22 protein-coding genes are annotated in these 24,550 nt (G+C 61.1%); 12 read left to right on the forward strand and 10 right to left on the reverse strand.

The genetic code is table 11. The features are described from left to right. The first annotated feature begins 5 nt into the window (after positions 1 to 5). From IVB19_RS22510 to IVB19_RS22535, 6 genes are all read left to right on the forward strand, one after another. Positions 6 to 491 carry an Hcp family type VI secretion system effector gene (locus IVB19_RS22510; RefSeq protein WP_018457635.1) on the forward strand — a complete coding sequence of 162 codons (486 nt, stop codon included), beginning with the start codon at positions 6 to 8 and terminating at the stop codon, positions 489 to 491. Positions 492 to 672: 181 nt separating this feature from the next. After that, positions 673 to 1,221, forward strand: coding sequence for a type VI secretion system baseplate subunit TssE (tssE, locus tag IVB19_RS22515; RefSeq protein ID WP_026233415.1), 549 nt, complete (start codon positions 673 to 675; stop codon positions 1,219 to 1,221). Position 1,222: 1 nt separating this feature from the next. Beyond that, on the forward strand, positions 1,223 to 3,190 hold the full coding sequence (gene tssF, locus IVB19_RS22520; protein WP_247362314.1) for a type VI secretion system baseplate subunit TssF: 1,968 nt from the start codon (positions 1,223 to 1,225) through the stop codon (positions 3,188 to 3,190). Next, positions 3,154 to 4,218 (forward strand): type VI secretion system baseplate subunit TssG, encoded by a 1,065-nt coding sequence (tssG, locus tag IVB19_RS22525; RefSeq protein ID WP_018457638.1) that lies wholly within the window; start codon positions 3,154 to 3,156, stop codon positions 4,216 to 4,218. Before tssF ends, tssG begins: the two co-directional genes overlap by 37 nt. A gap of 97 nt (positions 4,219 to 4,315) precedes the next feature. Further along, the gene (gene tssH, locus IVB19_RS22530; RefSeq protein ID WP_247362313.1) at positions 4,316 to 6,955 is read left to right on the forward strand and encodes a type VI secretion system ATPase TssH; all 2,640 of its coding nucleotides are present in this window, start codon (positions 4,316 to 4,318) and stop codon (positions 6,953 to 6,955) included. A gap of 5 nt (positions 6,956 to 6,960) precedes the next feature. Next, complete coding sequence (locus tag IVB19_RS22535) at positions 6,961 to 8,547, forward strand: class I SAM-dependent methyltransferase (protein ID WP_085383663.1); 1,587 nt, start codon at positions 6,961 to 6,963, stop codon at positions 8,545 to 8,547. An 89-nt stretch (positions 8,548 to 8,636) separates the two neighbouring features. Here IVB19_RS22535 and IVB19_RS22540 read toward each other — a convergent pair whose 3' ends face one another. Beyond that, positions 8,637 to 9,245 (reverse strand): hypothetical protein, encoded by a 609-nt coding sequence (locus tag IVB19_RS22540; RefSeq protein WP_231190730.1) that lies wholly within the window; start codon positions 9,243 to 9,245, stop codon positions 8,637 to 8,639. Between the two features lie 234 nt (positions 9,246 to 9,479). Here IVB19_RS22540 and IVB19_RS22545 point away from each other — a divergent pair, with 234 nt between their 5' ends. From IVB19_RS22545 to IVB19_RS22560, 4 genes are all read left to right on the forward strand, one after another. Continuing rightward, positions 9,480 to 10,358, forward strand: a complete 879-nt coding sequence (locus IVB19_RS22545; protein WP_162496436.1) for a hypothetical protein — start codon at positions 9,480 to 9,482, stop codon at positions 10,356 to 10,358. A 202-nt stretch (positions 10,359 to 10,560) separates the two neighbouring features. Continuing rightward, positions 10,561 to 11,559 (forward strand): hypothetical protein, encoded by a 999-nt coding sequence (locus IVB19_RS22550; protein WP_247362309.1) that lies wholly within the window; start codon positions 10,561 to 10,563, stop codon positions 11,557 to 11,559. Positions 11,560 to 11,837: 278 nt separating this feature from the next. Further along, positions 11,838 to 12,035, forward strand: coding sequence for a hypothetical protein (locus IVB19_RS22555; protein ID WP_247362306.1), 198 nt, complete (start codon positions 11,838 to 11,840; stop codon positions 12,033 to 12,035). Positions 12,036 to 12,204: 169 nt separating this feature from the next. Next, on the forward strand, positions 12,205 to 13,899 hold the full coding sequence (locus tag IVB19_RS22560; RefSeq protein WP_247362303.1) for a sensor histidine kinase: 1,695 nt from the start codon (positions 12,205 to 12,207) through the stop codon (positions 13,897 to 13,899). Between the two features lie 39 nt (positions 13,900 to 13,938). On the opposite strand, the gene IVB19_RS22565 is transcribed toward IVB19_RS22560, so the two are convergent. The 6 genes from IVB19_RS22565 to IVB19_RS22590 form a co-directional block, all read right to left on the reverse strand. After that, positions 13,939 to 14,340: a hypothetical protein gene (locus tag IVB19_RS22565; RefSeq protein WP_247362300.1), complete on the reverse strand. Its 402-nt coding sequence runs from the start codon at positions 14,338 to 14,340 to the stop codon at positions 13,939 to 13,941. Between the two features lie 49 nt (positions 14,341 to 14,389). Further along, entirely contained in the window at positions 14,390 to 15,307 is a 918-nt protein-coding gene (locus tag IVB19_RS22570; protein WP_247362297.1) for a DUF2950 domain-containing protein, read from the reverse strand. Further along, positions 15,304 to 16,947, reverse strand: a complete 1,644-nt coding sequence (locus tag IVB19_RS22575) for a DUF3300 domain-containing protein (RefSeq protein ID WP_247368051.1) — start codon at positions 16,945 to 16,947, stop codon at positions 15,304 to 15,306. The genes IVB19_RS22570 and IVB19_RS22575 overlap by 4 nt, the downstream gene beginning before the upstream one ends. Positions 16,948 to 17,101: 154 nt before the next feature. After that, complete coding sequence (locus IVB19_RS22580; RefSeq protein WP_247821692.1) at positions 17,102 to 18,421, reverse strand: TAXI family TRAP transporter solute-binding subunit; 1,320 nt, start codon at positions 18,419 to 18,421, stop codon at positions 17,102 to 17,104. A gap of 113 nt (positions 18,422 to 18,534) precedes the next feature. Beyond that, positions 18,535 to 19,767 carry an HlyD family secretion protein gene (locus IVB19_RS22585; protein ID WP_247362291.1) on the reverse strand — a complete coding sequence of 411 codons (1,233 nt, stop codon included), beginning with the start codon at positions 19,765 to 19,767 and terminating at the stop codon, positions 18,535 to 18,537. After that, positions 19,760 to 20,170: a hypothetical protein gene (locus IVB19_RS22590; RefSeq protein WP_018458147.1), complete on the reverse strand. Its 411-nt coding sequence runs from the start codon at positions 20,168 to 20,170 to the stop codon at positions 19,760 to 19,762. Before IVB19_RS22590 ends, IVB19_RS22585 begins: the two co-directional genes overlap by 8 nt. 181 nt (positions 20,171 to 20,351) lie before the next feature. Between IVB19_RS22590 and IVB19_RS22595 the strand changes: the two genes are divergently transcribed. After that, positions 20,352 to 20,804 (forward strand): hypothetical protein, encoded by a 453-nt coding sequence (locus IVB19_RS22595; protein WP_247362288.1) that lies wholly within the window; start codon positions 20,352 to 20,354, stop codon positions 20,802 to 20,804. A gap of 36 nt (positions 20,805 to 20,840) precedes the next feature. Then, positions 20,841 to 21,641: a polyphosphate kinase 2 gene (gene ppk2, locus IVB19_RS22600; protein WP_247362285.1), complete on the forward strand. Its 801-nt coding sequence runs from the start codon at positions 20,841 to 20,843 to the stop codon at positions 21,639 to 21,641. Positions 21,642 to 21,740: 99 nt separating this feature from the next. Here ppk2 and IVB19_RS22605 read toward each other — a convergent pair whose 3' ends face one another. The 3 genes from IVB19_RS22605 to IVB19_RS22615 form a co-directional block, all read right to left on the reverse strand. Then, the gene (locus tag IVB19_RS22605) at positions 21,741 to 22,196 is read right to left on the reverse strand and encodes a hypothetical protein (RefSeq protein WP_247362282.1); all 456 of its coding nucleotides are present in this window, start codon (positions 22,194 to 22,196) and stop codon (positions 21,741 to 21,743) included. A gap of 177 nt (positions 22,197 to 22,373) precedes the next feature. Then, a complete protein-coding gene (locus IVB19_RS22610; protein WP_247362280.1) occupies positions 22,374 to 22,808 on the reverse strand; it encodes a hypothetical protein in 435 nt (144 codons plus the stop codon). 31 nt (positions 22,809 to 22,839) lie between these two features. Beyond that, positions 22,840 to 24,540 (reverse strand): aspartate:alanine exchanger family transporter, encoded by a 1,701-nt coding sequence (locus tag IVB19_RS22615; RefSeq protein ID WP_247368047.1) that lies wholly within the window; start codon positions 24,538 to 24,540, stop codon positions 22,840 to 22,842. Between the last annotated feature and the right edge of the window lie 10 nt (positions 24,541 to 24,550).

A 24,550-nucleotide genomic window follows, 5' to 3' on the forward strand; every position in this document is an offset into this window, starting at 1 on the left:
ATGCTATGGCTGTCGACATTTTCCTGAAACTCGATCCGATTAAGGGCGAGTCGCTGGACGACAAGCACAAGGACGAAATCGATATTTTGAGCTGGTCTTTCGGCGAGAGCCAGTCAGGCACTTTCCACAGCGGTTCGGGCGGCGGTGCCGGCAAGGTCAGCATCCAGGACCTGCACTTCACGCACTTCGTCGACAAGGCCACGCCGGAGCTTTTCAAAGTCTGTGCGAACGGCAAGCACATTGATACGGCGATCCTCACGGTGCGCAAGGCGGGTGAAAATCCGCTGGAGTATCTCAAGATCGAGATGAAGCACATTCTGGTCACGAGTGTATCGACGGGCGGATCGCACGGCGAAGATCGCCTCACTGAAAACGTGAGTCTGAATTTCGCCAAGGTCAAGATGACGTACAAGACCCAGACGGAAAAAGGCGGCGCTGGAGCGGCGCCGGTGTTTGGCTGGGACGTTCCCGCCAACAAGGAATGGGCCTGATCGTCGGCTTCTGCTTGGCGTTGGTTGCGATTAGCTGAGCCGGCGCCGCACGGTGCGATTGCGTTGACGTCTCGGCGGGAGCGGTTACGAGCACGACCGCCTGCCGAGGCGACAACCATCCTGGAGACCAGCTGATGCTCCGCGGAAGGGCATAGCGGGCCCGGCATCTTGGGGAAGGTAAATGACCATTACTCCAAAGAGGGATCGTCTCTCTCCCCCGCTAATGCTGGCCTTTCGCTTGGCTCATGAAGCTCGCGATGCGCGCAAGAAGCTCAATTTGCGCGATGAATTCGGTGAACGGGTCATTGCCGGACGGCGTAGCGCCGGCCGCTTTCCGATCTCGGAAACGCTGTTGCGGCGGGAAATCTCTCATGACCTAGAAGCCCTTCTCAATACCATTGCTCTGGAATCGACTTTGGATCTGAGCGACCGGGATTGCGTCCGGAGATCGATCTTGAACTACGGCTTCCCCGATATCGCCCACCGCTCGATCGACGAGGTTACGGACGACGAACTCACCGACGCGTTGCGCGAGACGCTAGCGACCTACGAACCCAGACTCGACCGCAAGACGATTCGGGTTCGTCGCGACGGCTCGGTCGGCCCTGAGCAGCTGAAGCTGCGCTTCATCGTTCACGCCGACCTCAAAGCTGAGCCGCTCAACGTCCCCGTGGAATTTGTCGCCGACGTCGATCTCGACAGCGGCGACATCCAGATCAATCGACTTTAGCATGAATCGCGAATTCCTCGATTTCTACAATCGTGAACTGTCATTGCTGTACGAGCAGGCGGGAGATTTCGCCGAAGAATATCCAGGTATCGCAGAGCGCCTCGGCGGCCTGATCCGAGACCGCTCGGACCCGATGATCACGGGACTGCTGGAAGGCGCTGCCTTTCTTGCCGCCCGCGTTCAACTCAAGCTCAAGCACGAGTTCCCGGAATTCACTGCAAACCTGCTCGAGCAACTGGTACCGAACTATCTTGCGCCGACACCTTCGGCCATGCTGGTGACCGCACGGCCACCCTATGCCGACCCGGCGCTGCGTGACGGCAGGAAGATCGCGCGCGGCGCCTATTTCGACGCGACCTATCGCGAGAGAGAGCGAAGTCTTTCCTGCCGGTTTCGACTTTGCCGCGACATCGTGCTCTGGCCATTTGACGTCACAAGCGCCGAGTATTTCTCGACGGCGGGCGCTCTGCAGGCGCTTGGTATCCCGATCGGCAGTGACGTCATCGCGGGGCTGAGGCTATCGTTGACCCATCGTAGTGCGGCCCGGCTCGAGGACGAGCCGCCGGACGCGGAGGCTCGGACCAAGCCGGAAACGTGGTTCGCAGGCTGCCGCGTGAGCGAGCTTCCGATCTACCTGTCCGGTGCGGAATCCGACGCCATCGCGCTTTACGAGCAGTTGATCTCGAATTGCAGGGGGGTCTACTTCCGGCATCTCGACGACTTTGGCGATCCGGTGGTGACTCGTGCCCCCCATGACAGCGTGCAGCAAATTGGCTTCGACGAGAATGAGTCTCTATTTCCTAACGATAACCGGATCTTTCGTGGCTCGGAATTGCTGCGTGAATATTTCATGTTTCCACGCAAGTTCCTCGGCATTACCCTCACCGGACTTCGCGGCGTGATGTCACGGCTGCGCAGCAAATCGATCGATATTGTCTTCGCATTCGATGAACACAGTTCACGATTGGCCGCCTCGGTGCGCCCCGAGACGTTCAGGCTCTATACCGCGCCGGCGATCAATCTGTTCGAGAAGACGAGTGATCGTATTCCGGTCAAGTCGAATACGCACGAGTACCATGTGGTGCCAGATCGCAGCCGCTATCTGGAATACGAACCGCACCAGGTGCTCGAAGTCTACGCACACCTTCCGGCAGAGAAGGATAAGCGCCCCGTGCGCCCGCTATATTCGGCCGCCGTCGACCGGAGCGGCGGGTCGGCCGACAGGCTTTATTTCACTGTGCGCCGCTTGCCGCGGCGCCGCACAGTGGAAGAAAAGACATACGGCGCCTCCTCAGACTACACCGGGACGGACATGTTCCTGTCACTGCTCGAGCCCGGTGAATTGAGCGGCAAAGGCTCTGTCGCCGAACTGAGCGTTCGGGCTCTCTGCTCCAATCGCCATCTCACGGAGCACTTGCCGGTCGGCCAGGGCGGCGCCGATTTTCGTTTGCTGGACGACACATCTCTTGATCTGATGTGCGTCGCTGGTCCGACGCCGCCGCGCGAGCCGGTGGTGGCCCAATTGCGCAGCCGCAGCGAAATCGTCAACAGCGGCGTTGTCAGCTGGCGGCTCATCAACATGCTCAGCCTCAACTATCTTGGGCTCGTCGAGCGCGGTGGCGGCAAGAACGCCGGAGCGCTGCGCGAGATGCTGTCCTTGTTCGCCGACCAATTCGACGACGCCACGGAACGCAAGATCCGCGGCGTGCGCAGCATAGAAAGCCGCCCCATCGTGCGACGCGTGCGTGAGCGCACCGGCAGCGGCGCAGCACGTGGCTTGGAGATTATCGTCACACTCGACGAGAAGGCATTTGAGGGCAGCGGCGTGTTCTTGCTCGGGGCGATCCTGGAACGCTTCTTTGCCGACTATTCCGGCTTCAACACCTTCACCCAGACGGTCATCTCGACGCCGGAGCGCGGCGAGATCATGCGATGGCCGCCGCGCATGGGCACGCGGAGACCGCTATGACCCTGATCGACCAGATGAAGGCCGAGCCCTGGCGTTTCGATTTCTTCCATACGTTACGCCAGTTCGAGCGCGCCAACCCGGATCGACCGCGGATCGGTGACAGTGCCGCGCGCCGCGACGAATATGTCGACCTCGGCCAAGTGCCTTATCTGGAGTTTCCCGCCTCGAATCTCGCGGCCGTGGACGACCAGAGTGGCCGGCTCAGGATACTCGTCAAATTTCTCGGCCTCCTGGGCCCGCAGGGCGCCCTGCCCATTGCCACCACCGACGAAAGCCTCAGCTGGTGGCTGATGCGGGATGACGCTTTCCCGCGCTTTCTCGATCTGTTTAACGGGCGCTTCCTGCAACTCTTCTTTCGTGCCTGGGCCGACGCGCGCCCGATCGCGCAGCACGACCGCCCGGCGGACGATCGCTTCATTGCCTATGTCGGCTCCTTCGCCGGCTTGGGCACCGATGTTTTCGCCGATCGCGATACCGTTCCGGACATGGCGAAGCTCAGCTTCGCTGGACTGGTCGCGCCAAGGGCGAAGTGTGCATCACGGTTGACGCGATTCCTGCAAGGACTGTTCGAGGTCAAAGTCGAGATCGACGAATTCGTCGGCACTTGGCTCTCGTTCGACCCAAGTCACTGCAGCCGGCTCGGCGGAACGCATGCGAGGCTCGGTCAGGACGCCCTTCTGGGCTCGCGCGTGTTCAGCGTCGAGGACAAGATCAGAGTTCGGGTCTTTGTCAGAACATTTGCTCAGTACGAACAATTCCTGCCGACCGAAACACCCAACCTGTCGGAGCCACTGGCCGACGCCGTTTTCTTCTATGTCGGCGACGAATTGGAATGGGAGGTAGAGCTCGCCATTCCTGCCGGAGAGGTTGTACCGGTCAGGCTCGGACAAAGTGGTCGACTTGGATGGACTTCTTGGGTCTCGCCGAACTGGGCCTCCACAGAAGAATATCGCCGCGATGCCCGCTTTCAGCTCGGGGAGCGATTGAGATCCCGCCGGAGCGCCGCAGCCAATGCCACGGCGATTTGAACCTATCCATAGTGCTGATCGCCTAATACTATGGAATTTGAAGCCAATTCCGCATGATGACAAGCATCCGCGGAGGAGTTGAGCAGGAGGAGCCGCCGTGACCGACATCAGCATTGAAGCTGTAACGGGCAAGCTGAACCGGGCCGGCTATGATGCCTTCATACAGGCCCTCCGCCACGCAAAGAGCGCCGGCAATCGCAACGTCGAGCTTGCGCACTGGCTGTTTCATATTCTGCAGCAGGAGGGCAACGATCTCAGCCTCTCGGTCGATCACTACAAGCTCGACCGCGCGCGCTTATTGTCGGACCTGGCCGGCGTGATCAGCGGCTTTGCTAAGAACGAGACCGACATGCCGGGCGTCGCGAATTCGGTCATCGATCTGCTCGATCGCGGCTGGCACTATGCCACGCTTTTCTTTGGCGAGACCCAGATCCGCACCGGTCATCTGCTCGTTGCCGGCCTGAAATCGAACGATATTCGTCGCGCGCTGAACAACCTCTCGCGGGAATTTGCCAAGGTCAACGTCGACGCACTGGCGGCGGAACGCCGCGCTGTCTGGACCGGCTCCGACGAGGAGAACATGCGGCCGATGGACGGATCGGGCCTGGTTGGCGCCGGCACGGAAGGCGCGGCCCAAGCTGGTCCGAAGGGCACGACGCCGCTCGACCGGTTCTCCCAGGACCTCACTGCCAAGGCTAAATCGGGCGAAATGGATCCGATCCTTGGCCGGGACGAAGAAATCCGCCAACTGATCGACGTGTTGATGCGTCGGCGGCAGAACAATCCAATTCTCACCGGCGAGGCTGGCGTCGGCAAGACCGCAGTTGTCGAAGGCTTTGCGCAGCGCATTGCCGCCGGCGACGTGCCGCCACCGCTGCGCGGTGTAAGGCTCTGCGCACTCGACATCGGCCTGATGCAAGCCGGCGCCTCCATGAAGGGCGAGTTCGAGCAGCGCTTGCGGTCGGTGATCGACGAGGTCCAGAGCTCACCTACTCCCATCATCTTGTTCATCGATGAGGCCCACACACTCATCGGCGCCGGCGGCGCCGCCGGTACCGGCGATGCGGCCAATCTCCTGAAACCTCCCCTCGCCCGTGGCACGCTGCGTACGATCGCCGCCACCACATGGGCGGAATATCGCCAGTACATCGAGAAGGATCCCGCACTCACCCGGCGCTTCCAGCCAATCCAGATCGATGAACCTGATGTGGAGACCTGCTGCATCATGCTTCGCGGACTTCTCGGTCCGATGGAAAAGCACCATGGCGTTCGCATTTCGGATGCTGCGATCGTCGCAGCAGTCAACCTGTCCCACCGATACATTCCTTCACGGCAGTTGCCGGACAAGGCGGTCAGCCTGCTTGATACAGCCTCGGCACGCGTAGCCATCAGCCAGAGCGCGACGCCGGCCTTGATCGAGGATGCACGCGTGGCGATTGCCGCTCGTGAAGCTGAGAGATCTGCGCTCGTCAGCGACGGCGACCTTGGGATAGAGGACAACGAGCGCATTGTCGCGATCGACAACGACATCGCCGCACTGAAAGACAAGCTGACGAACCTCGATGGCGATTGGGCGGTCGAGCAGGAGCTCATCAAGGACATCCGCAGCATTCGTGAAATCCTGTCCAGGCCCAAGGAAGGCGAAGATCCGGCTGCCAAGCGCGCGGAGCTGCGCGGCAAGTTCGACACACTTGAGACCATCAATCCGGAAAAGCGAATGGTCTATGCCCATGTAGACCAGCAGTCGGTGGCGTCCGTTGTCTCTGATTGGACCGGCATCCCGGTCGGCCGGATGATGCGCGACGAGATCGAAACCGTGCTGAAGCTACCGGAGATCCTCAACCGCCGCGTCGTCGGCCAGTCCCATGGGCTGACAATGATCGCCAAGCGAATTGAGACCAGCCGCGCTAAGCTGGACAACCCGTCGAAACCGATCGGCGTATTCATGTTGGCTGGCCCATCCGGTGTGGGCAAGACCGAAACCGCCCTGGCGCTTGCCGAGACTCTTTATGGCGGCGAGCAAAACATGATTACGATCAACATGTCAGAGTTCCAGGAAGCGCACACCGTCTCGACCTTGAAAGGCGCACCTCCCGGGTATGTCGGCTATGGCGAAGGTGGGCGCCTCACCGAGGCCGTCCGGCGCAAGCCCTATAGCGTCATTCTGCTCGACGAGGTGGAGAAAGCTCATCCCGACGTCCATGAGATTTTCTTTCAGGTATTCGACAAAGGAACCATGGAGGACGGCAACGGGCGACGGATCGACTTCAAGAACACTTTGATCATCCTTACCACCAACGTCGGCACCGATATGATCATGGGCCTATCACGCGATCCAAAGTATCGCGACGAGCCGGAAGAGCTCGCCAGGATGCTAAGGCCGGAGTTGCTCAAGGTGTTCCCAGCGGCGCTGCTCGGACGCATCGTCTCGATACCGTACTTCCCGCTATCGGACGAGATGCTGTCCGGGATCGTGCGTTTGCAACTCGACCGCATCGGAAGGCGCCTTCGCGACAATCATAACGCGACCTTCGGTTATGACGACGCGGTCGTCGAGCACATTGTGTCGCGCTGCAACGACCCCGACTCCGGTGGGCGAATGATTGACAACATCATCACCAACACCCTGCTCCCCGAGCTGTCGCGCGAATTCCTCAGCAAGTCGCTCGCCAAGGAAGAGGTGAAGGAAGCACGTGTCTCGATCGACAACAACAAGTTCGCATATTCGTGGAATTGAGCACGATGAACATTCAAACCGAGCATCGTCACCCAAACATCGGTCCAACGCCATACGACGAGGTCTACTACCCGGGCCATGTTTATGGGCTTACTCATCCCAACCATCTTGCTACCATGGCCGCCGTTTACGGCATGCAGCCGGCGCCGGTCGAGCGTTGCCGGGTGCTGGAGCTTGGCTGCGGCGTCGGCGGCAACCTGTTGCCGATGGCCTTTCAATACCCGAACAGCGAATTCGTCGGTGTCGACCTGAGCGGCGTGACGATCGAGCGCGGTCAGAACAATGTCGCTACATTGGGCCTGGAGAACATCAAGCTTCTCCACTGCGACATCATGAATGTCGATGCAAGCTTCGGACGGTTCGACTACATCATCGCGCACGGCGTGTATTCCTGGGTGCCACCGGCGGTGCGCGAGAAGATGATGATGATCTTCAAACAGAACCTCGCGCCGCAGGGGGTCTGCTACGTCAGTTACAATGCGCACCCGTTCTCACATATGCGCGACATGGTCCGCGACATGATGCGGTATCACACCCGCCGCCTCACCGGCATGAAAGAAAAAGTAGGACAGGCCCGCGCAATCTTGAAGTTCTTGAGCGAGGGATCGAAAGCCAACTCGGTTCACGGCGCGATCATGCGCGATCAGTACAACCGCGTCCTCAAGGCGCCCGACGAGCTGTTGTTTCATGACGATCTCGACGAAGGCGCCGAGGCCTTCCTGCTGCACGAGGTTGTCGAGCTTGCAGGCTCTCATGGCTTGCAATATCTAAGCGACGCCGATTTCTCGCGACGCAATCTGGCGGGCTATTCCGAGGAGGTACGCGCGACGTTGCAACGCTTCCCGGAAACCGAGTTCATGGCACGCGATCAGTATCAGGACTTTATCGACGGTAACGGCTTTCGCCGTACCTTGCTCTGCCACGACAACGTCTCGCTCTCCCGCCAGACCGACCTCGATTTCGTCACCCGGTTCTATTTGCTGAGCACGACGAGCCCGGTTGATCCGGACGCCTGCGTAACGGACGATTCAGCGATGGAATTCGAAAATGAGGACGGTAGCAGGATCACGGTGACCAATTCGCTCTTGAAGGCGGCGCACCTATGCCTCGGCCGCGCTTGGCCTCGCGCGCTGTCATTTGACGAATTGCTCGATGGGGCGCGAGTGCTGCTTGGCGGCGGGCAGGCAGATGATGACCAAAAGGCGTTGACCGAGGCGATGTTTATCCTAGCTTGCAGCGGCGAGGTCTCGTTCCTGCTGTCGCGTCCCTTCTTATTGACGGAAGCGACCGAGCATCCGCAGGCGAGCCTGCTCGCGCGAAAACAAGCGCAAACAGGTCCGCTCGTCACCAATCTCCTCCACCAAACCGTGCAGTTGGAGGACGACCGAACCAGGGATTTCCTGCAATTGCTCGATGGTACGCGGACTATCGACCAGATCACGGCCGAAATGACCGAGAAATTCGGCCCGACCATCCAGGTAGGTCAGAAGGATCGTGCCAGGAAGCCCGCCGAGCCGCTGCTGCTATCAACGCGAGAAAGCGTTCAACGCTCGCTTGCGATGGTCGGCAAGCTGGGCTTGCTAATCGCCTGACGCGCTCATGTGCGCCGGGCACCGTGGAAGGAGTGGCGGAAGGAACCAGAAGATCTGCTACCTCCCGAAACAGGCGAGGTGCCCATCACTCAGCCATCGTGGGTGTACTGCTGGCCGAGCAGCCATCCGGTGAGAATACCACCGGGTCCGCTGGTATAGACCGGATGAAGGCCCACGCCGGCGCGCAGCATCCGCCATTCACTCTCGCCGACCCAGGGAATGCCAGGATCGCCCTTTTGGTATTGCGACAGTAACGTTTTGGCGACCTCAGCGGCATTGGCGTAAATCGGGCCGTTGGCCCAGCGCGGCCGCGGGAGGCCGGTCATGCGGCAATAGAGCGCCGTGCAGACGTACGCGGACGCCTCTTCGGCATTGGCGTCGAGGCCGGTACGCAACAGATCGTAGGCTGCATGCAGGCTCTCATGGACGATATAGGCTCCGTCCATCCGCCCCGCCGCCGACACGACCTCCAGCGTGTTCGCAGCGACCGCTGTGCCGTCCGCCCTGGTTCTCGCCACATCGTTATATTGTGCGGCAACGCCTGCCGCGAGATCCGTCGGAGCCCTGACGGTGACCCGCCCCAACCGGATCGCGCGGGCGACGTGATGGAACGTTTGCGGCGCAATCGTCACGTGGCTGCCGCGGATCGGAAATCGGAAACGAATGCGTGCGACCGCCGGCCCATTGAGTATATCCAATACCCTGCCTCGCAGTGACATCTGATCATCCTCGCCGCTTAAAGTACCCCCTGCATAGTGGTCGCCGATTCCAGTTGGCGGGTTCAAACTGCATCGGTGCTGGGGCAATAGGGGTTTGACTTTTGCCGGAATTGGCATGGGGCCTTCGGCAACTTCATAGAACGAGCAGACATTGAACCCGAACCCGTTCGGGCGAGACCAATCTGAGGTGAGGATTGCCACGGAGGGCGCGCCATGACGACGACCGATCCGACGACGACCGACACTTACCGGAAGATCGCGGCGCGATTGACCATGCTGCGACCGCAGATCGATTTGAAGAATTACTTTGCCGGCGCCAACCCGAATGTGCGCCTTTATGACGAGAAGCCCTACATCCGACACCAACTCGAGAAGTATGGTGTCGCTGCCGCGACGACCACGCTCGACGGCGTCACCTTCCTGCCCAAGGACTGGGAAGAGCTGATCAAGAAGCTGCGCATTGCCAAGACGACGGACGGATTCGACGCATTCGCCGAAGGGCAAAGCCCGGAAAAGGCGTCGCATTGGGCTCTCGATCTGTCGATGGCGGCAACGATCGGCAAGGGGTTTCGGGAGATCTGGCGCCCAAAGCTGTCCGACAAGCCACTCTCAACGCGGGATCTCCCGGGCCGGCACGGCTTCGGGCTCGGACGCGACCGCGGACAATGGAGCGATGCCTACAGCTCGCAATTCGGCAAAGACCCGCAGCCCCAGGACATCACCTCGCTGCATTTCGCAGTAGCACCCGACCGGGTGAACGTGCACATCGACGAAACAGGCTTCGTGTTCGAGGGCGTGGACGGTGCCCTTACGGTCGGGCCGAACTTCATGCACCACGCCGGCAACGAGCTGTTCTGGAAGAGCAACTCACATGTGCCGCGTTGGGCGGCCGAACACATCGACTTGATATTGCCGAACAGCGCGAACGACTTTTCGCGCGTGGGCGTTTCGGTCGACATGTACCAGCGCAAAGATCTGCGCGTCACGGTCACCGGCTCCTGCGGAATTTTCGGCGGTTTCGAGTGCTCCGGAACCGTGAGCGTCAGCGGCACGCATGACCTGCTAGGCTCGAGGTCAAAAGGCCGGCGCTAAAGCGGAGATTGCTGGTTCGATTGTCCACGCCTCCAAGCTACGAATGAGGCTCCTCCCTAGCCTACCTGTTCGCGGCCCGAATGGAATGGAACCATCGAACCGCCTCAAAGTAACGGCGACCAATGAATATTGGCGGCAAGATCGGGTAGTTCTGCAGGACTCAGCAAGGGAGGTCCTTACATTGCCGAACCAGGAAAGACCCTTGAAGCCTGTCGTCGAAAGCTACGTACCGCCAGCGGGAACGCGACATGCGGTGGCGGCAGGCGAGACTTGGATATCCCTCGCCAAGCGGATCGGCATCGATCCATGGGACCTCATCGAGTTCAATTTTCCGGGCATCAAGCTCGTCAAACAGCGCGATTTCCAACAAGCCGCAAGGCAGGTGAACTGGTACCTGGCCGAGTATGTAGGCTGCCGCGCGATATCGCCCGACCGCCAGAATTTTGCGTTTTCTTCCGGTACGACCGGCGGGAAAGGTGGATGGAAAGGCGGCTTCATCTATCTACCGCCAGGTACGCCGCCTCCCCCGCCGATTGCGCCCATTCCACCGGTTGCGCCCACCCCAGTGGCCCCGATCCCACCGGCATGTGAAGGAAGCCGACCCGACTTCGCCCGCGTGCTGGACGTCAGCGAACGGGATTTCGCGCGCAACGTCTTTGGCCCGACCCTGCCGCCGTGGGAGACGATCGCGATTACCAATGGCCTGGGAGCAGGCGGAAGACCGTGGACGAACGACGGACCGTTCTTTAGAGGAAGCAATCCCATGGTGCCGAGCATGCGGTATGCCATCAATCTTGGCAATGTCGCGTTCAGTAACCTGGCATCTCCTAGCCCCACCTTCGGCCTCCTGTGCGACAACTTCGGTCGAATTTGCGACCTCTTCGTGCACGAAATGACCCATGTGTGGCAGGCGTTCAACGATTCGAACTGGACGATGGCGCGCTCTTTCTGGGCGCAGACAATCGGTGCCGGCTACGATTACACGCCCGGCGACTCCTGGGACTCATACAACGTCGAGCAACAGGCACACATCGTTGAAGATTGGCACAAATACAAAATCAGTTTGCCGATGCTTGCCGAGGAACGCTATCCGTACGTCCGGCTCGTGATCCGATCTGGACGCCTCACTTTTCCTCGCGGGCTGGATCTGGCGGCATTGAAAAAGGACCTTCAAGATCTGCGCGCAAGGCACCTGGAGTAGGTCCGTCGCAAGGGAGTGGTCGGGAGCTTACTCAAGTGATGCACCAACACGCCGATAATTCGCCGCGGTGCGGTAGCGCATTCTTCCTCTCTCCGAGAGTAGTTTTACGACTTGTCCAGCGTGCTGGTCAGCTTCATAGCGCAAGCACACGGAGAAGAATTGCGCGGCCGCCATGCGACAGGCAATCGACGTCCTGGCAGATTGTTTTCTGCGTCGCTAGCGCGCGGCGCATAGCTCGGGACATCCGCGGTCAGAATAGCCTCGGCTCGACGTACAATTTGCTCGCCCTCGCAGCCGCCGACGAAATCCAGACCGCAAAATCATCGATCGAGGTTCAAATCTACACCAACCAAACTCGACACCAGCACATTGCCCCGCATGACGAATTTCCGGTATGTTACCGGCTCAACCGGCGAGCAACGATCCGGATGATTATCCCCGGCGCGGTGAACCGGCGCGACACTATTGTGGATTAAGGTTGGGGAAAGCTATAGCAAGCTTCGCACAGTCCTTGCAGGATTCCGGTGTATACGCGGCGCAAAGCTTCATGATCGTTCCTCGGAGAGGCTTCAACCTGGTCTGCCCTCACGGGCTTTCAACGGGCGTGGGGACGAGTAAGATGCTGTCTCGTGGCCCGGAGGCGGCATGAGCCAGCGCAAGTTCATGGGACTTGTCGGCGGTGCGACAGCATCAGGGCCGGGCATTGCGCCAGCGAGCCAGCGATCAGCCAACGCAGCCGCCGAGCCCGCTTACGATGATGAGCAAGAATTCCCACTGATCATCGCGAACATCCCCGCAACCCCTCGTCAAAAGGCCTGGGCGGTGGGTGTCGCCGTCTTGCTCATCGTCCTTGCAGCGGTCATCGCGCCGTTCGCCCGGATCCAATTGGGCCAGATTAATGGTTTCGTTCCAGTGTTGCAGACCGCGTTGGCCTTGGCCGAGTTCATCACGGCAGCCCTGCTATTTGCTCAATTTTCGATCCAGCCTCAACGGGCACTTCTCGCACTGGCAAGCGGATACGTTTTCAGCGGATCATTCGCATTCTTGCAAACGCTCGCCTTTCCGAACGGATACGCTTCCGCGGGTGTCATTGGGGATGGACTGAACAGCCCCGCTTGGCTTTACGTGCTATGGCACGCAACGTTCCCCGCGGCGATTTTCGGCTACGGGTTCACGAAGGATCATACCGCCGGCGGCAAACCAGGCAAACCTGCAACAGCCGCGATCATAATAGTTGTCGGGTGCATCGGCGCCGCCGTGGCAGGACTGGCGTGGATCGTGAACGCGAAAGCCGAATGGCTTCCTAATTTCTACGTGAACGACGTCAGGCACCAGACCCCTCTCGGCAATCAGGTCAACCTGATACTTTTGCTATGGAATCTGACTGCTCTCACCGTTTTGTTTGCACGCATGCGCACCATTCTTGACCTTTGGCTGATGGTGACTTTGCTCGCCTACTTGCCGAACTTTCTGGTAGCAATCATCGGCAGCTCGGTTCGGTTCACCATCGGTTGGTACGCAGCACGCGGTTTCGTTCTCGTCGGCAGTTGCATGTTGCTGACCGTATTGCTCATCGAAACGATGTTTATCTATTCGCGCCTTGCCAGCGTCATTGCCCTGCAACGACGCGAACGAGCGAACCGGCTTCTCAGCATCGACGCGGTCACTGGCGCGATCGCCCACGAGCTAAGATCGCCATTGGGGGCCATCTCGCTCAATGCTGCGACAGGCCTCAGTCACCTGCGAGCTGCCCCCCTTGAATTGGAGGACCTCGAAAACATCCTGTCTGACATCGAAGCGGACAGCAGCCGCGCCGCTGACATCATATCGAACATTCGCGAGATGACAATCAAAACGGCGCAGGGCGGCGCTTCAGCAAACGTCGAGGATGTCGCCGAGCTTGCGCTGCGACTGTTGAGGCACGATCTCCTTGCCAATGGCGTATCAGTAATTACGGAGTTTCAGGGCAACATTCCCCCAGTCGCTCTGGGCGGCACTGAGCTTCAGCAGATTGTCCTGAACCTCTGCAAAAACGCGCTTGACGCAATGAGTTCTGTCCCCGCCGATCAACGACAGCTCCGTATGAAAACCAGCCTTGATGGTGGCGCAACGGTCCATTTGTCCGTAGAAGACTCCGGCACCGGCATCACACCCCGTCACCAAGAGCGCATCTTCGATCCGTTCTTCACGACGAAACAAGGCGGTATGGGGTTGGGGCTGGCCATCTCCTCCAACCTGGTCGGAAGGTGCGGTGGAAAGCTGAGGCTGGTCAAATCGGACGTCAGGGGCTCCGTTTTCGAGCTGGAAATGCCCGTCTCCGCCCCCGCTTCGGTGCAATGACGGTACGGGACCGTCACGACCATTCCGCCTTTCGCGCGCTCACTTCAGAGAGATCATGATTGTGCTGAGATTAGCGGCGAATTCCACCCCGGCTTTTGGTCCCTGCAGCACCATCGTGACCCCTTTGTCGTTGCGCAGCTGAGCGCCATTGATGCCGCCGATCAGGGCAGCCCCGCCACCGACCGAGCTGTATGCGCCGGCAAAATCGCTGACCTCTCGAATGCCTGAAGCCCAGCCCTCGAGCCACCCAACGGTAGCGCCGACGGTAAAACCCAAGCTTACCCCGCTGATGCGGAACGGATGATGGCGGCCGCGATAGGTCAGCACGCCGCTCCCAGCGCCACCGCCCACGAGCAGCCCCGCCTTTACGATCTTGATCCGGACCTGCGCGGATGCCTGTGCAAACGACGGGGTCGTCGGGATAAGGAGTGCGAGCAGCACGAGGCGTGCCAAACGCCAAAGAAGCCCACGCAAGATCTGCGTGCGTCGCTCAGGGTTTTACACCATCCAGCTTCTTCCAGGTCTGGTCCGGATCGAACGCGCTGATGCGGGAAACGAGGACCTTGGTCCGAGGCCCGAGATCCTTCTGGTAGACAACGCCCGCATGGTTGACCAGGAAGGTCATGACGCCGGAATTGCCGTACTCGGCCGGCCAGGCGACCAGTGCGAAACCTCCGATCATCTTGCCGTTGACGATATAGTTCAGCGCGCCGCCTGGCGTGTTCGATCCCTGCCCCTTCAGGATGCGGAAATAGTAGCCATGATAGGGCGCCGGCCCCTCCTCGGCCTTGTAGCCTTCGGCCGAAGCCTGCGCCGCCAATGCACCGAGCGGGCTCGGGTCGCTGTCGTCGCGCCAGAACAACCCGTCCTTCTTGCCTGCGCTGCTGACGATGCGCTGCGCGTACACGCCAGTACCCTCACCGCGATCCTTGTCGGCGTATTCGTTCTCGGCATCGACAAAGGCGAGACTGGTCTGGATCGCGTCGAGTTCATTGCGGCCGATGCGGCGATACAGGACCTCAATGCGGCCTTCGGCGGTATCGAATTCCCAGCCGGTCCTGGTGTTGACGAGCGGAATCGGGAACGGAAAGTCGTCCGGACCCAACATCAGCACTGCCTTCCTGTTACCTTCCGCCTTGATCGCATGCTTCGCATCATACATCGAGGTGAAGCGTTTCCGGATGTCGACGTCGGCGACCTCGTCGCCGGAGGAAACGATGTCCTCGGCAGCGCTGCCGAGGACTTTCAGGATGGCCCGGTCCGGCCCGCTTTTCACGGCGGCAGCGAGCGCCCCTGCCGCATCCTCCGGTGTCGGATAGGACTGCTGCGCAAGGGATGGCGAGCTCAGGAGCCCAAGCGCAATAATGGCCGGCAAGATGGCGAGACGAAGCGACTTCAAACCCATCATGGCGTCACCTCGCCAGGAATCCGCGCGCCGCTCTCGAGCCAGTCGCGATAGGTACGGAATTTCAGACCGAGCTTTTCGTAATAGACCCGGAGATAGCCGTCGGCTCCGCGGGTGACGGCTACCGGCTTCACGTCCTCGACTTCTTGCGCAATGACGCCGACATAGGCCTTGTCGCTGCCGATATAGCTGAAGCGGTAATAACCAAGACCGCTTGCGAGATGGCCGAGCAGAACGACGTCATGCTTCAGCGCGATATCGGAACGCCGTCCGCCGCCACCACCACCACCACGGCCTCCGCCACCCTGGAAGCCTCCGCCGCCGCCTCGGCCGGCGAAGCTCGCACCTCCGCCACCGCCACCGCGCGGTCCCATGCTCGCCATGCTCGCATGACCACGCGCCGATGCTGCGGCCGCCGAGCGGCCCGACGACACGTTCAGCACGCTTCCGCTACCACCGCGGTTCGCGGCTTTGGCGCCCCCGCCCTTGGCGCCGCCGGCTTTAGGGCCAGCACTCTTTGCGCCGGCATTCTTGGCACCACCGCCCTTGGCCGCGCGATCGCCACCGCCTTTGGCGCGATCGCCTCCCGCCTTGGCGCGATCCCCGGCGCCTTGACGGTCGCCACCTCGGTCGCCAGCGCGATCTGCCGCACGATCCCCAGCGCGATCTGCGCCACCAGGCCGATCCTGTCCCGGCTTCAAGACTTGCTGTCCGTCGCGGCCGCGGAAATCCATGCGGTCGGCGGCGCCGGCCTTCAGATTGCTATTGCCGAAGCGCTGCTGAACGTTGGCGTTGTTGTAGCGTACCCCTTGGCGATGCGACGGATTGTGCTGCCAGCCAGTTCCGATGTTGGTGGTGCGGTGATTGATATAGACGTTGCGGTTACCCCAGTTGCAGCCGCCGCCCCAATAATTGCCCCAGCGACCGATAGCCCAGGCTGTGCCGAACGCGAGACCCGCCGCGACGACGCCTGCGCCGATGTAGGACGGGTAGCCGAAGTAATATGGTGGATACTCGGTGTAGGGCCACGCGCCGTAGACCGTCGCAGGCTCGTAGTACGGCACGTACATCGTATCGGGAACCGCCGGCTCGATCACGACCACCTGCCTGCTTTCCTCGGTCTTGACGCTCACCTTCTGCTGCGTGGTGGTCAGCAGCTTCTTGTTGTCATAAGCCTTGGTCCGCAGCCGCTGGACCGCATCCATCACATCCGATTGCTGCGCGAGCACCGCGTCGCCCAGCACCTTGGTCCAGTCGAGCTTGTCGCTCATCATGGAAAGGACCTCAGCAGTCGAGGCCAGCGCCTTGATGCTGTCATCCCACGGCTGCTTCTCGACTTCAGTCTTTAGGGCATCACCCCTCAGAGTCTTGTGCTCTTTCAGCCAGCGATCGGCCTGAACGACTTCCAGAGGATAGGTGGATGCCGCCAGCACGTTGGCAAGCAACTCGTCGGGATAGAGCGCGATCGGTGCGACCAGAGCTTCGAGCTGCTCGGGCTTGAGCATTTCGGCAGCCGCCCGCGGCTGACCCGGCGTTTGGGCTTGGGCACCTGAGGCGGCCGAAGTGTCCGCAGTTTGGGCTGCCGCGGGCACGGGCGCCAAGAGCAGGACCATCGCGATCAGAGTTCTACCGCAACGAAGCATCGCGTCCTCCCTTGAACCCTCATTGGGCCAAGCATCTTGGACGATCAGTGACCTTTATTGATCAAGATCAAGGAACAAGGAGCTCTCTCGAAGTCCGCGCTATACATTCCACGGCGGCCCGACGTTTGATCCGGTCGAGATCCGGCCGCGCCGCTCAGGCGCTGGAGCCCGGGAGCGCGGACAGCAAAACCCGGCGATCATGAATCAGGCTCTGAAGGCGATGCGCCGCGACATTCAAGGTCGTGACATCGAGCGCATTTTCGTCTCCTGCCGCGGCTTTGGCCTGCTGAGCCTGGAGAACCCGGTCGATTTCGGCCTCGATATCGGACAGTTCGGCTACTGCCTCCGCCCTGCGTATCCGCACACCCAACGCATACAGCAAGTCCAGCCCCCGTTCGGCCTTCGATGGATCGCCTACCCGAAGGAATTTCCAGGCAGCCGCCAGTACCGAGATGAGGCCGCCGAAAATCATGGGCGCGAGAAAGATGATGTTTCCCCATTCGTCCAGAAAGCTCTGCTGCGTTCCGTTGTAGAATGCCGCGGCGCCGGGATGAACCGGGAGAAAGGCGTCCGAATCCGTGCTCGGCGCGGTCATTTGAGAGAGTATCGGCAATTCGCCGAGCAGGTCCCTGCGCGCCTTCATCAGCGCGTCGGCCAGGCTGCCCGCCACCTCTGCGCTGAGCTGCTTTTGCGCGACCACATAGAACGAAACCCGCAGCGTGGTAAGATCCTCGCTCGGGACAGGCGGCGAACCGCGCAACGTGCCCTTCGGGACATCGAAGCTTTCATAGGCGCGCTGCTTTTCCCCGATGGCACCAGCCGCCTCGACGGGAAGGAGGACCGGCGCGGTCTTCGGCGTCTGCAGAAAGAGACCGCGCAAGAGGGCCAGATACTTTTCGGCAAGAGGAACGACGATCAGAATCGCCCGTACCTCCTTGGCATCGAGTGCCCGCCGCGCGTCTGCCGGTTGGAGATTGCGGAATGACACGTTGGCGCGTCCGAGGCCGTATTCGTCGCTGAGGACGTCGACGACCTTGCGATTTATCTCGCCGCCGATCACGCCGACGCTGGTGCGCTTCAGACCAGCGATTTCGGTAATGGAGGAGCCCGGCGGCGCAACCAGCAGGACAACGGCGTGGGCGAGAACCACGATAGCCTGCGCCTGCGATAGGTCGCCGACGTCGCCGCGGACGACAGCAAGCTCGACCTTTTCCGCCGCAAACTGCTCGGCAGCATCAACCGCGTTGGTCGTTTCCACCAGTCTGAGCCGGACCGGGGCGTTCACCACGGCAAGCCGGCTCGCCAACGCCGATACCAGACGCGTGGCTTCGCCATCCAGCGACCCGACCGCGATGGTCAGCGTCGTCGGGTGAGAGTACCAGCGGTAGCCGAACAGGCCCGCTCCAAGCACGAGCACAACAGCGCTGGCGACAATGAAGGAACGAAGCCAGATCGGCATTTTTGCAGGGACCATGTGGCCCTCATAGTGAATATGCGCTGGGTGGTCGGACTGGCTCATGATGCCAGACCGGCTCAACTGAGGCGCATCGCCGAACCGAAGTGCGATTCAAACCAAAGCGAAGCCGGTCAGTGCCCGCTCAGCACCAGCGTCTTGATCGGCAGCAGCAGCGCCTGAATCCGCAAGAGCATGGCGTGCACGAGGCCGACACCGTCGACAACATGCAGAGCGACGGCCCGACCCGTGCCCGTCTCCTTCGCGGATATCTCCTCGTGATTGCTGGTATAGGCATTGACGATGCAGCTGCTACCCGGCGTCACGCCTTCGAGGCCGCCCTTGTAGAGGGGCTCAAGGAAGGCCAGGATCGTGCCGGGCCGCCCGACGTTCTGCGCCTCGATCAGCTGCTCACCGCTTCGGAACTGGCCGGCTGCGATGTAATCCTGAACACTGGTGACGACCATGGGAATGATCACCCACGGCTTCGAGATGCAGGTTGCTTCCGCCACCATGCCGACCTTCATCACCTGTGCCTCGATCTGACCAAAGCCGGCCTGCAAGGCGCGCCGGCCGGCGCCGTCCGGAACCAGCACGCCGGCCGGCCGCATCAGCTGATTGACGACATCACCGGTGCGGACCAGGAATTGCTCCACGCGGCCATCGACGCCGGCGCGAACGAAGGTCTTGTCCAGATCGACCTGCGCTTCGGCCAACGCCGCCTGGGCGCTCGCTTTTTCAGCCGGCAACAGGGTTGAAAGCCGCAACGTCGCCGACGTCTTGGACGCAGTGGCCGAGTCCACACCAGCCTGCCGCTGGTTGACCACGACCTGTAATTTCTCGATATCGCGTTGCGGGACGATGCCGGGGTTGCGGCGCTGCAATTCCGTCTTCACGTCCAACTCGTCCTTGGCCTGCTGAAGGCTGGCCTTGGCTTCCTGGATCTGCGCTTCGGCCTTGACCACGTCGTTTTCCGCGCTTGTCATCGCGGCATCGACCTCAGCGATCTTGCGAGTGGCCGTCTCCAAAGCCGCCTTTTGCTTCGAACTGTCCAGCCTGAAAAGTACGTCGCCTTTCTTCACTGCCTCGCTGTAGCCGACATTGACTTCCGCGACGCGGCCCGAACCCTCGGGCAGGATCGGCACCGTGCGGAAATAGAGCGTGGCCGAGGTCGTCGACGGATGAAAGTAGAAGATCATCGTGATCAGAGAAATCGTGAGCATCAGGCAGCCGGTGATGCCCCATCGCAATTCGTACCAAATGGAAAAGAACGTGATCTCTTTGCCGAAACGTTTGCCTTGGGCATAGCGGCGGTAGAGGTAGTCCGGCAGGATGGTCAGAAGAGAGCAGAACATGAGCTCAAACATGGCTGTGTTCCTTCCCCTTGACGATCGGCTTCTCGACCGGCGGCAGGATTGGCAGTTCGGGCTCGCGGCCCTCACCGGGCGCCGCGTCAGCGATTCTCTCGACCGAGCCTGCGATGCTCCGCAGCGGCGTGCCGAAATCCGGTAGGTCGATCATCGCGAGCAGAAGACCGGCCACCCAGAAAATGTGCATGTGCGTAAAGAGCGAGATGATGCCCAGCACGGCCACGATCTCGAACTGCAGCTTCTGCGACTTGTGCGCCATTCGTTCGGGGAGGCTGTGCAGCTTCCAATAGAGCGTACCGACCCAGAGCACGCTGCCGATCAGGAAGATCCCCATCACCACCATCAGCACGTCCGTGCCGCTTCCCGGCGCGAGATAGAACGGCAGATGATGCGGGGCCAACGGGTGAATTTGCTCGGTCAACGGTAGCTCTCCACCAAAAGGAATGAGGGCAGTACGCGCTCTAGACAACGACCGTGGCAACGCAGGCGAGAAATTGATTGATATGAATCAAAGGTCCGAACGGCGCGGAACCTAGCCTAGCCCTGACTCTACCCCACAGCAAGCCAGGAGCTCGTCAGTCATGCCCGGCATCGATGATCTCATCCCCCACGCCGCGCAAATCCGCAAGGAAGCGGCGCTCGAAGACACTAAAAAGGCCGAAGAATATGTGCGCCTCGCCGCCGCCGCCGAAGCCGAGAAGCGCGCCCTGATCGAGCGGCTGAGCAAGCCGTCCGGCAAGACCGAGGAGGAGAAGATCAAGCTCGCCTCGACCATCATCCAGCGCGCGGTTCGCAACGGTCTGACCGAGGTGCAGGTCTACCGCTTCCCGAACACCCTGTGCACCGACAAGGGCCGCGCCATCAACCAGATGGAGGGAGGATGGGAGAAAACGCTGACGGGAATTCCAAAAGAGATATTCGAGCTCTGGACCGAATACCTCAAGCCGCGCGGCTACCGGATCGGCTATCAGGTCATCGACTTTCCTGGCGGCGTGCCCGGGGATATCGGCGTCATCATTTCGTGGGGCGACTGATCACGTTTCGGCCGGATTGACGGAAGGCGGAGCAGCATGGCGAAGGATCGAGCCACAGAGCGGATGAAGCGCAAGGACTACGAGAAGGAGCTCGAAAAGCTCCAGATCGAGCTTTGCCATCTTCAGGATTATGTGAAGGAAAATAGACTTCGGGTCATCGTCCTGTTCGAAGGCCGCGACGCGGCCGGCAAGGGCGGCACGATCAAGGCGATCACGGAAAAGGTCAGCCCGCGCGTGTTCCGGGTGGTGGCACTGCCGGCGCCATCGGATCGCGAAAAGACGCAGCTTTTCTTCCAGCGCTACATGAAGCAGTTTCCGGCCGGGGGCGAGATCGTGATCTTCGACCGGAGCTGGTACAATCGGGCCGGCGTCGAGTATGTCATGGGATTCTGCTCGCCCGCCGAGCACGATCGTTTCCTCGCGCTCTGCCCGCAAATGGAAAAGTACGCCATCGACGGCGGCATCATCCTGATCAAGATCTGGCTCGAGGTCGGGTTGGACGAGCAGGAGCGCCGCTTCAACGCCCGCATCGACGATCCGGTGCGGCAATGGAAGCTCAGCCCAATGGACATCGAATCCTTCAAGCGCTGGTATGATTATTCGCGCGCGCGCGACCTGATGCTCAAGAAGACGAGCACGAAGGACGCGCCTTGGTACATCATTCGGTCCGACGACAAGCGGCGGGCGCGGCTGAACTGTATCGCGCACATCCTGGAGGCTATCCCGCACAAGCGGATCAAGAAGGACAAGGTGAAGCTGCCGAAGCGCTCCGACAAGGGACGTTACAATGACCAGGCCCCCTTGCGCGGGATGAACTTCGTCGCGGAACGATATTGACGAAGTGATCGCGGGCCGCACGGCGGGCGCGGTCCGATCGTTGACGGTCAGATCGATGCTGCCGACGGACTTCGCTGGGTCCGTCAGCAGCGCATTCTTTCAATACGGATACTGGTTGGGGCAGACCCAATTGCCGTACGTGTCCTGATAACAACCGTTATTGTAGTTGTTGTTGTAGTATCCGTAGGCGCCCGCGGCGGCCGCACCGACGGCGGCGGCACCGTAAGCCGCGCCTCGATAGCCATATCGCGGATAGCCTCCGGGATAACCGGCGACCGGACGACCGGGACGGCCCGCAACGGGGTAACCTGGACGGCCAGGACGACCGGCGATCGGATGGCTTGGCCGCGGACCTCCTGCATAGTGGCGCCCGCCTCCGCCATGGATCCGTCCGGCGTGAACGGCGCCGCCATGAAAACCTCCGGCGCGCATGCCCCCTCCACCTCCACGATAGCCACCACCGCCACCTCCGCGGCGGGCATAGGCATCATCGGGAATGAGCGTGGCCGTGAGAAGAACGACGGCCGCAACAAGAGCCAGAAGATAACGAAGCATGGCATGTCCTCCCTCGATATGGGTGCCGTGATCCGCTTTCGACGATGCCTCGCGGAACGCGGTTGGCACCCGAACGTGGCACTGAGTTGCGGCCGCTTCCCTGACCTATGTGCATGAGAGAAGCAGCCGCCATTCAAGCTAGAGCGCCGCGACCGCCGAAGCGGCGCGACTGCCGCTCTACCGCTTCAAAGCTATCGTCACGCCCCCCACAGCGGCTGACAGCTCCGCACCGACCTTCGGCCCGCTAAGCTGCAGAATCACGCCGTTGCCGTTTTGCAGCTGAACGGCACCTGCGCCGGCGGCGACGGCACCGCCCGCACCGCCCACAGCATAAGAGCCTTCGATCGACTCCGGCCCCCTCAGGTTAAGAGCGCGGCCGACCAGCTTGGTGGTCGAGGCGCCGATTGTGAAGCCGACGCTCATGCCCGAGACGGTGAAGGGATATTTGTGGCCCCGCAGCAGCAGAACGCCCTCGCCGCCACCGACGCCGACGATGAATCCGCCTTTGGTGAAGACCACGGCGACCTGGCCGGTCTCTGCCTGCGACGGCGTGCTGAAGCCGGCACTTATCAGCAGAGCAGTCAAGGCGACACGGATGGCGACTTTTCTCATGAGATTCGTTTCCTCTGGTTGTTATGCCGATCTATTGAGCCAGTATCATCGCGAAGTAGCCAAACACGGTGAGCAGAATGCCCGATACGGCGTAGCCGACTGGGAACCCGATCCAGGGCACGGAGCTCTGGATTTCCACCGCGGCTTCGCGGCACGGACCGGAGTGCGACCGCGCACCGGCAACGCCGCCCATCAGCACGGCCGGATTGATCTTGAAGACGTGGAAGCCGATCGCCCAGACGACGAACGGCGGGATCGTGCAGGCGATGAAGCCAGCGACGAAGATCTTCAACGCGACCGCACCCGTGAGCTGCGCCAACAACCCGGCGCCGGCATTGATGCCGACGATGGCGACGAAGACCACGAGGCCGAGATCCTCCAGCACATTGCGCGCCGCGTTCGGTGTGTTGCCGAAGAAGCGCAGTCGGGAGACCAGCGACGAGACGATCACGCCGGACAGCAGCAGTCCGCCGGCATTGCCGAGGCCGATCTTGGCGCCGAAGGCTGGAAATTCGATCATCCCGATCAGGAAGCCGATGATCATGCCGGCGGCGAGCGTCAGCAGATCGGTCGAAGTGTTGGTCCGCGCAATGCGTCCCCACATCTCGCCGAGCTCGTTGACGGCCGACTTGATACCGACCACCGAGACGATGTCCATCCGCTGCAACTCCGTCTTGAGACCGGCCGGAATCTGCACGCCGCCACGTTCGACCTTGGTGACCTGCAGCTGGCCGGCAATCGCGGTCTCACGGAAGGACTCGAAGGTGCGTCCGACCATCTCCTTGTTGGTGACCAGGATGTCCGCCTGATCCATGGGAATGCCGAGCGCCTTGGCGTCGGCAACCTCAGGGCCAATCAGTCCCATCTTGTCGGTCAGATGCTCGGTCGCGCCACCGAGCGCGACGAGGTCTCCCTTTTGCAGCACGACGTCGGGATCGGCTCCCAACGGCTGACCGCCTCGCACCACGTTGACGATGCGGTATTCCGGGTTGATCGTGCGGAATTTGGCGATGCTCATGCCGACCTGGGCCGGATTTTCGAGCCGGTAGGCGCGCAGGCCGAACTGCCGATAGCCGGTCAGGCCGCCACCCTCGAGATCCTTGACGCCAAATTCCTTCTCGTATTGCCTGGCAGCCGCCTTGGCATCGACGCCCCACCAGCGCGGCAGGTATTTGCAGATCAAGATGATGCCGACTGTGCCCCAGATATAGGTAATGCCGTAGGACAGCGCGATCATGCCCGACGCGTCCTCGGGCTTCATGCCGTCAGGAAGCTTGACGACACCTGAGGTGATGGCCTGCTCGGCTGAGCCGATCGCGGCGGACATCGTCTGCGACCCCGCCAGCATGCCGCCGGCAGCGCCGATCGGCAGCGCAAAGAGCTTTGAAAGCATAACGACAAGCGCCAGACCGAGAACGCTCGACACCAGCGCCAGGATGCAGAACTTGAGACCGTCGCCCTTCAGGCTGTTGATGAAGGACGGTCCCACACGTAAGCCGACGCCATACATGAACAAATAGTAGAACAGACTCTTGGCGAACGTGTTCAGCTCAAGCTTCACGCCGTAGACCGACGCCCAAACCGAAAGGGCTGCGCCCACCACGATGGCGCCGGCGACCATGCCGAGGCCGTAACCCTTGATGCTGGCACGGCCGATCCAGACGGCGAGGCCAACGACGAAGAACAGCAACAGAAACGGGTTCTGCTGCAAGAACGTGAAAAAGCTCTGCATGTCCGTCCCC

The organism is Bradyrhizobium sp. 187 (assembly GCF_023101005.1).
Classification (GTDB): domain Bacteria; phylum Pseudomonadota; class Alphaproteobacteria; order Rhizobiales; family Xanthobacteraceae; genus Bradyrhizobium; species Bradyrhizobium canariense_D.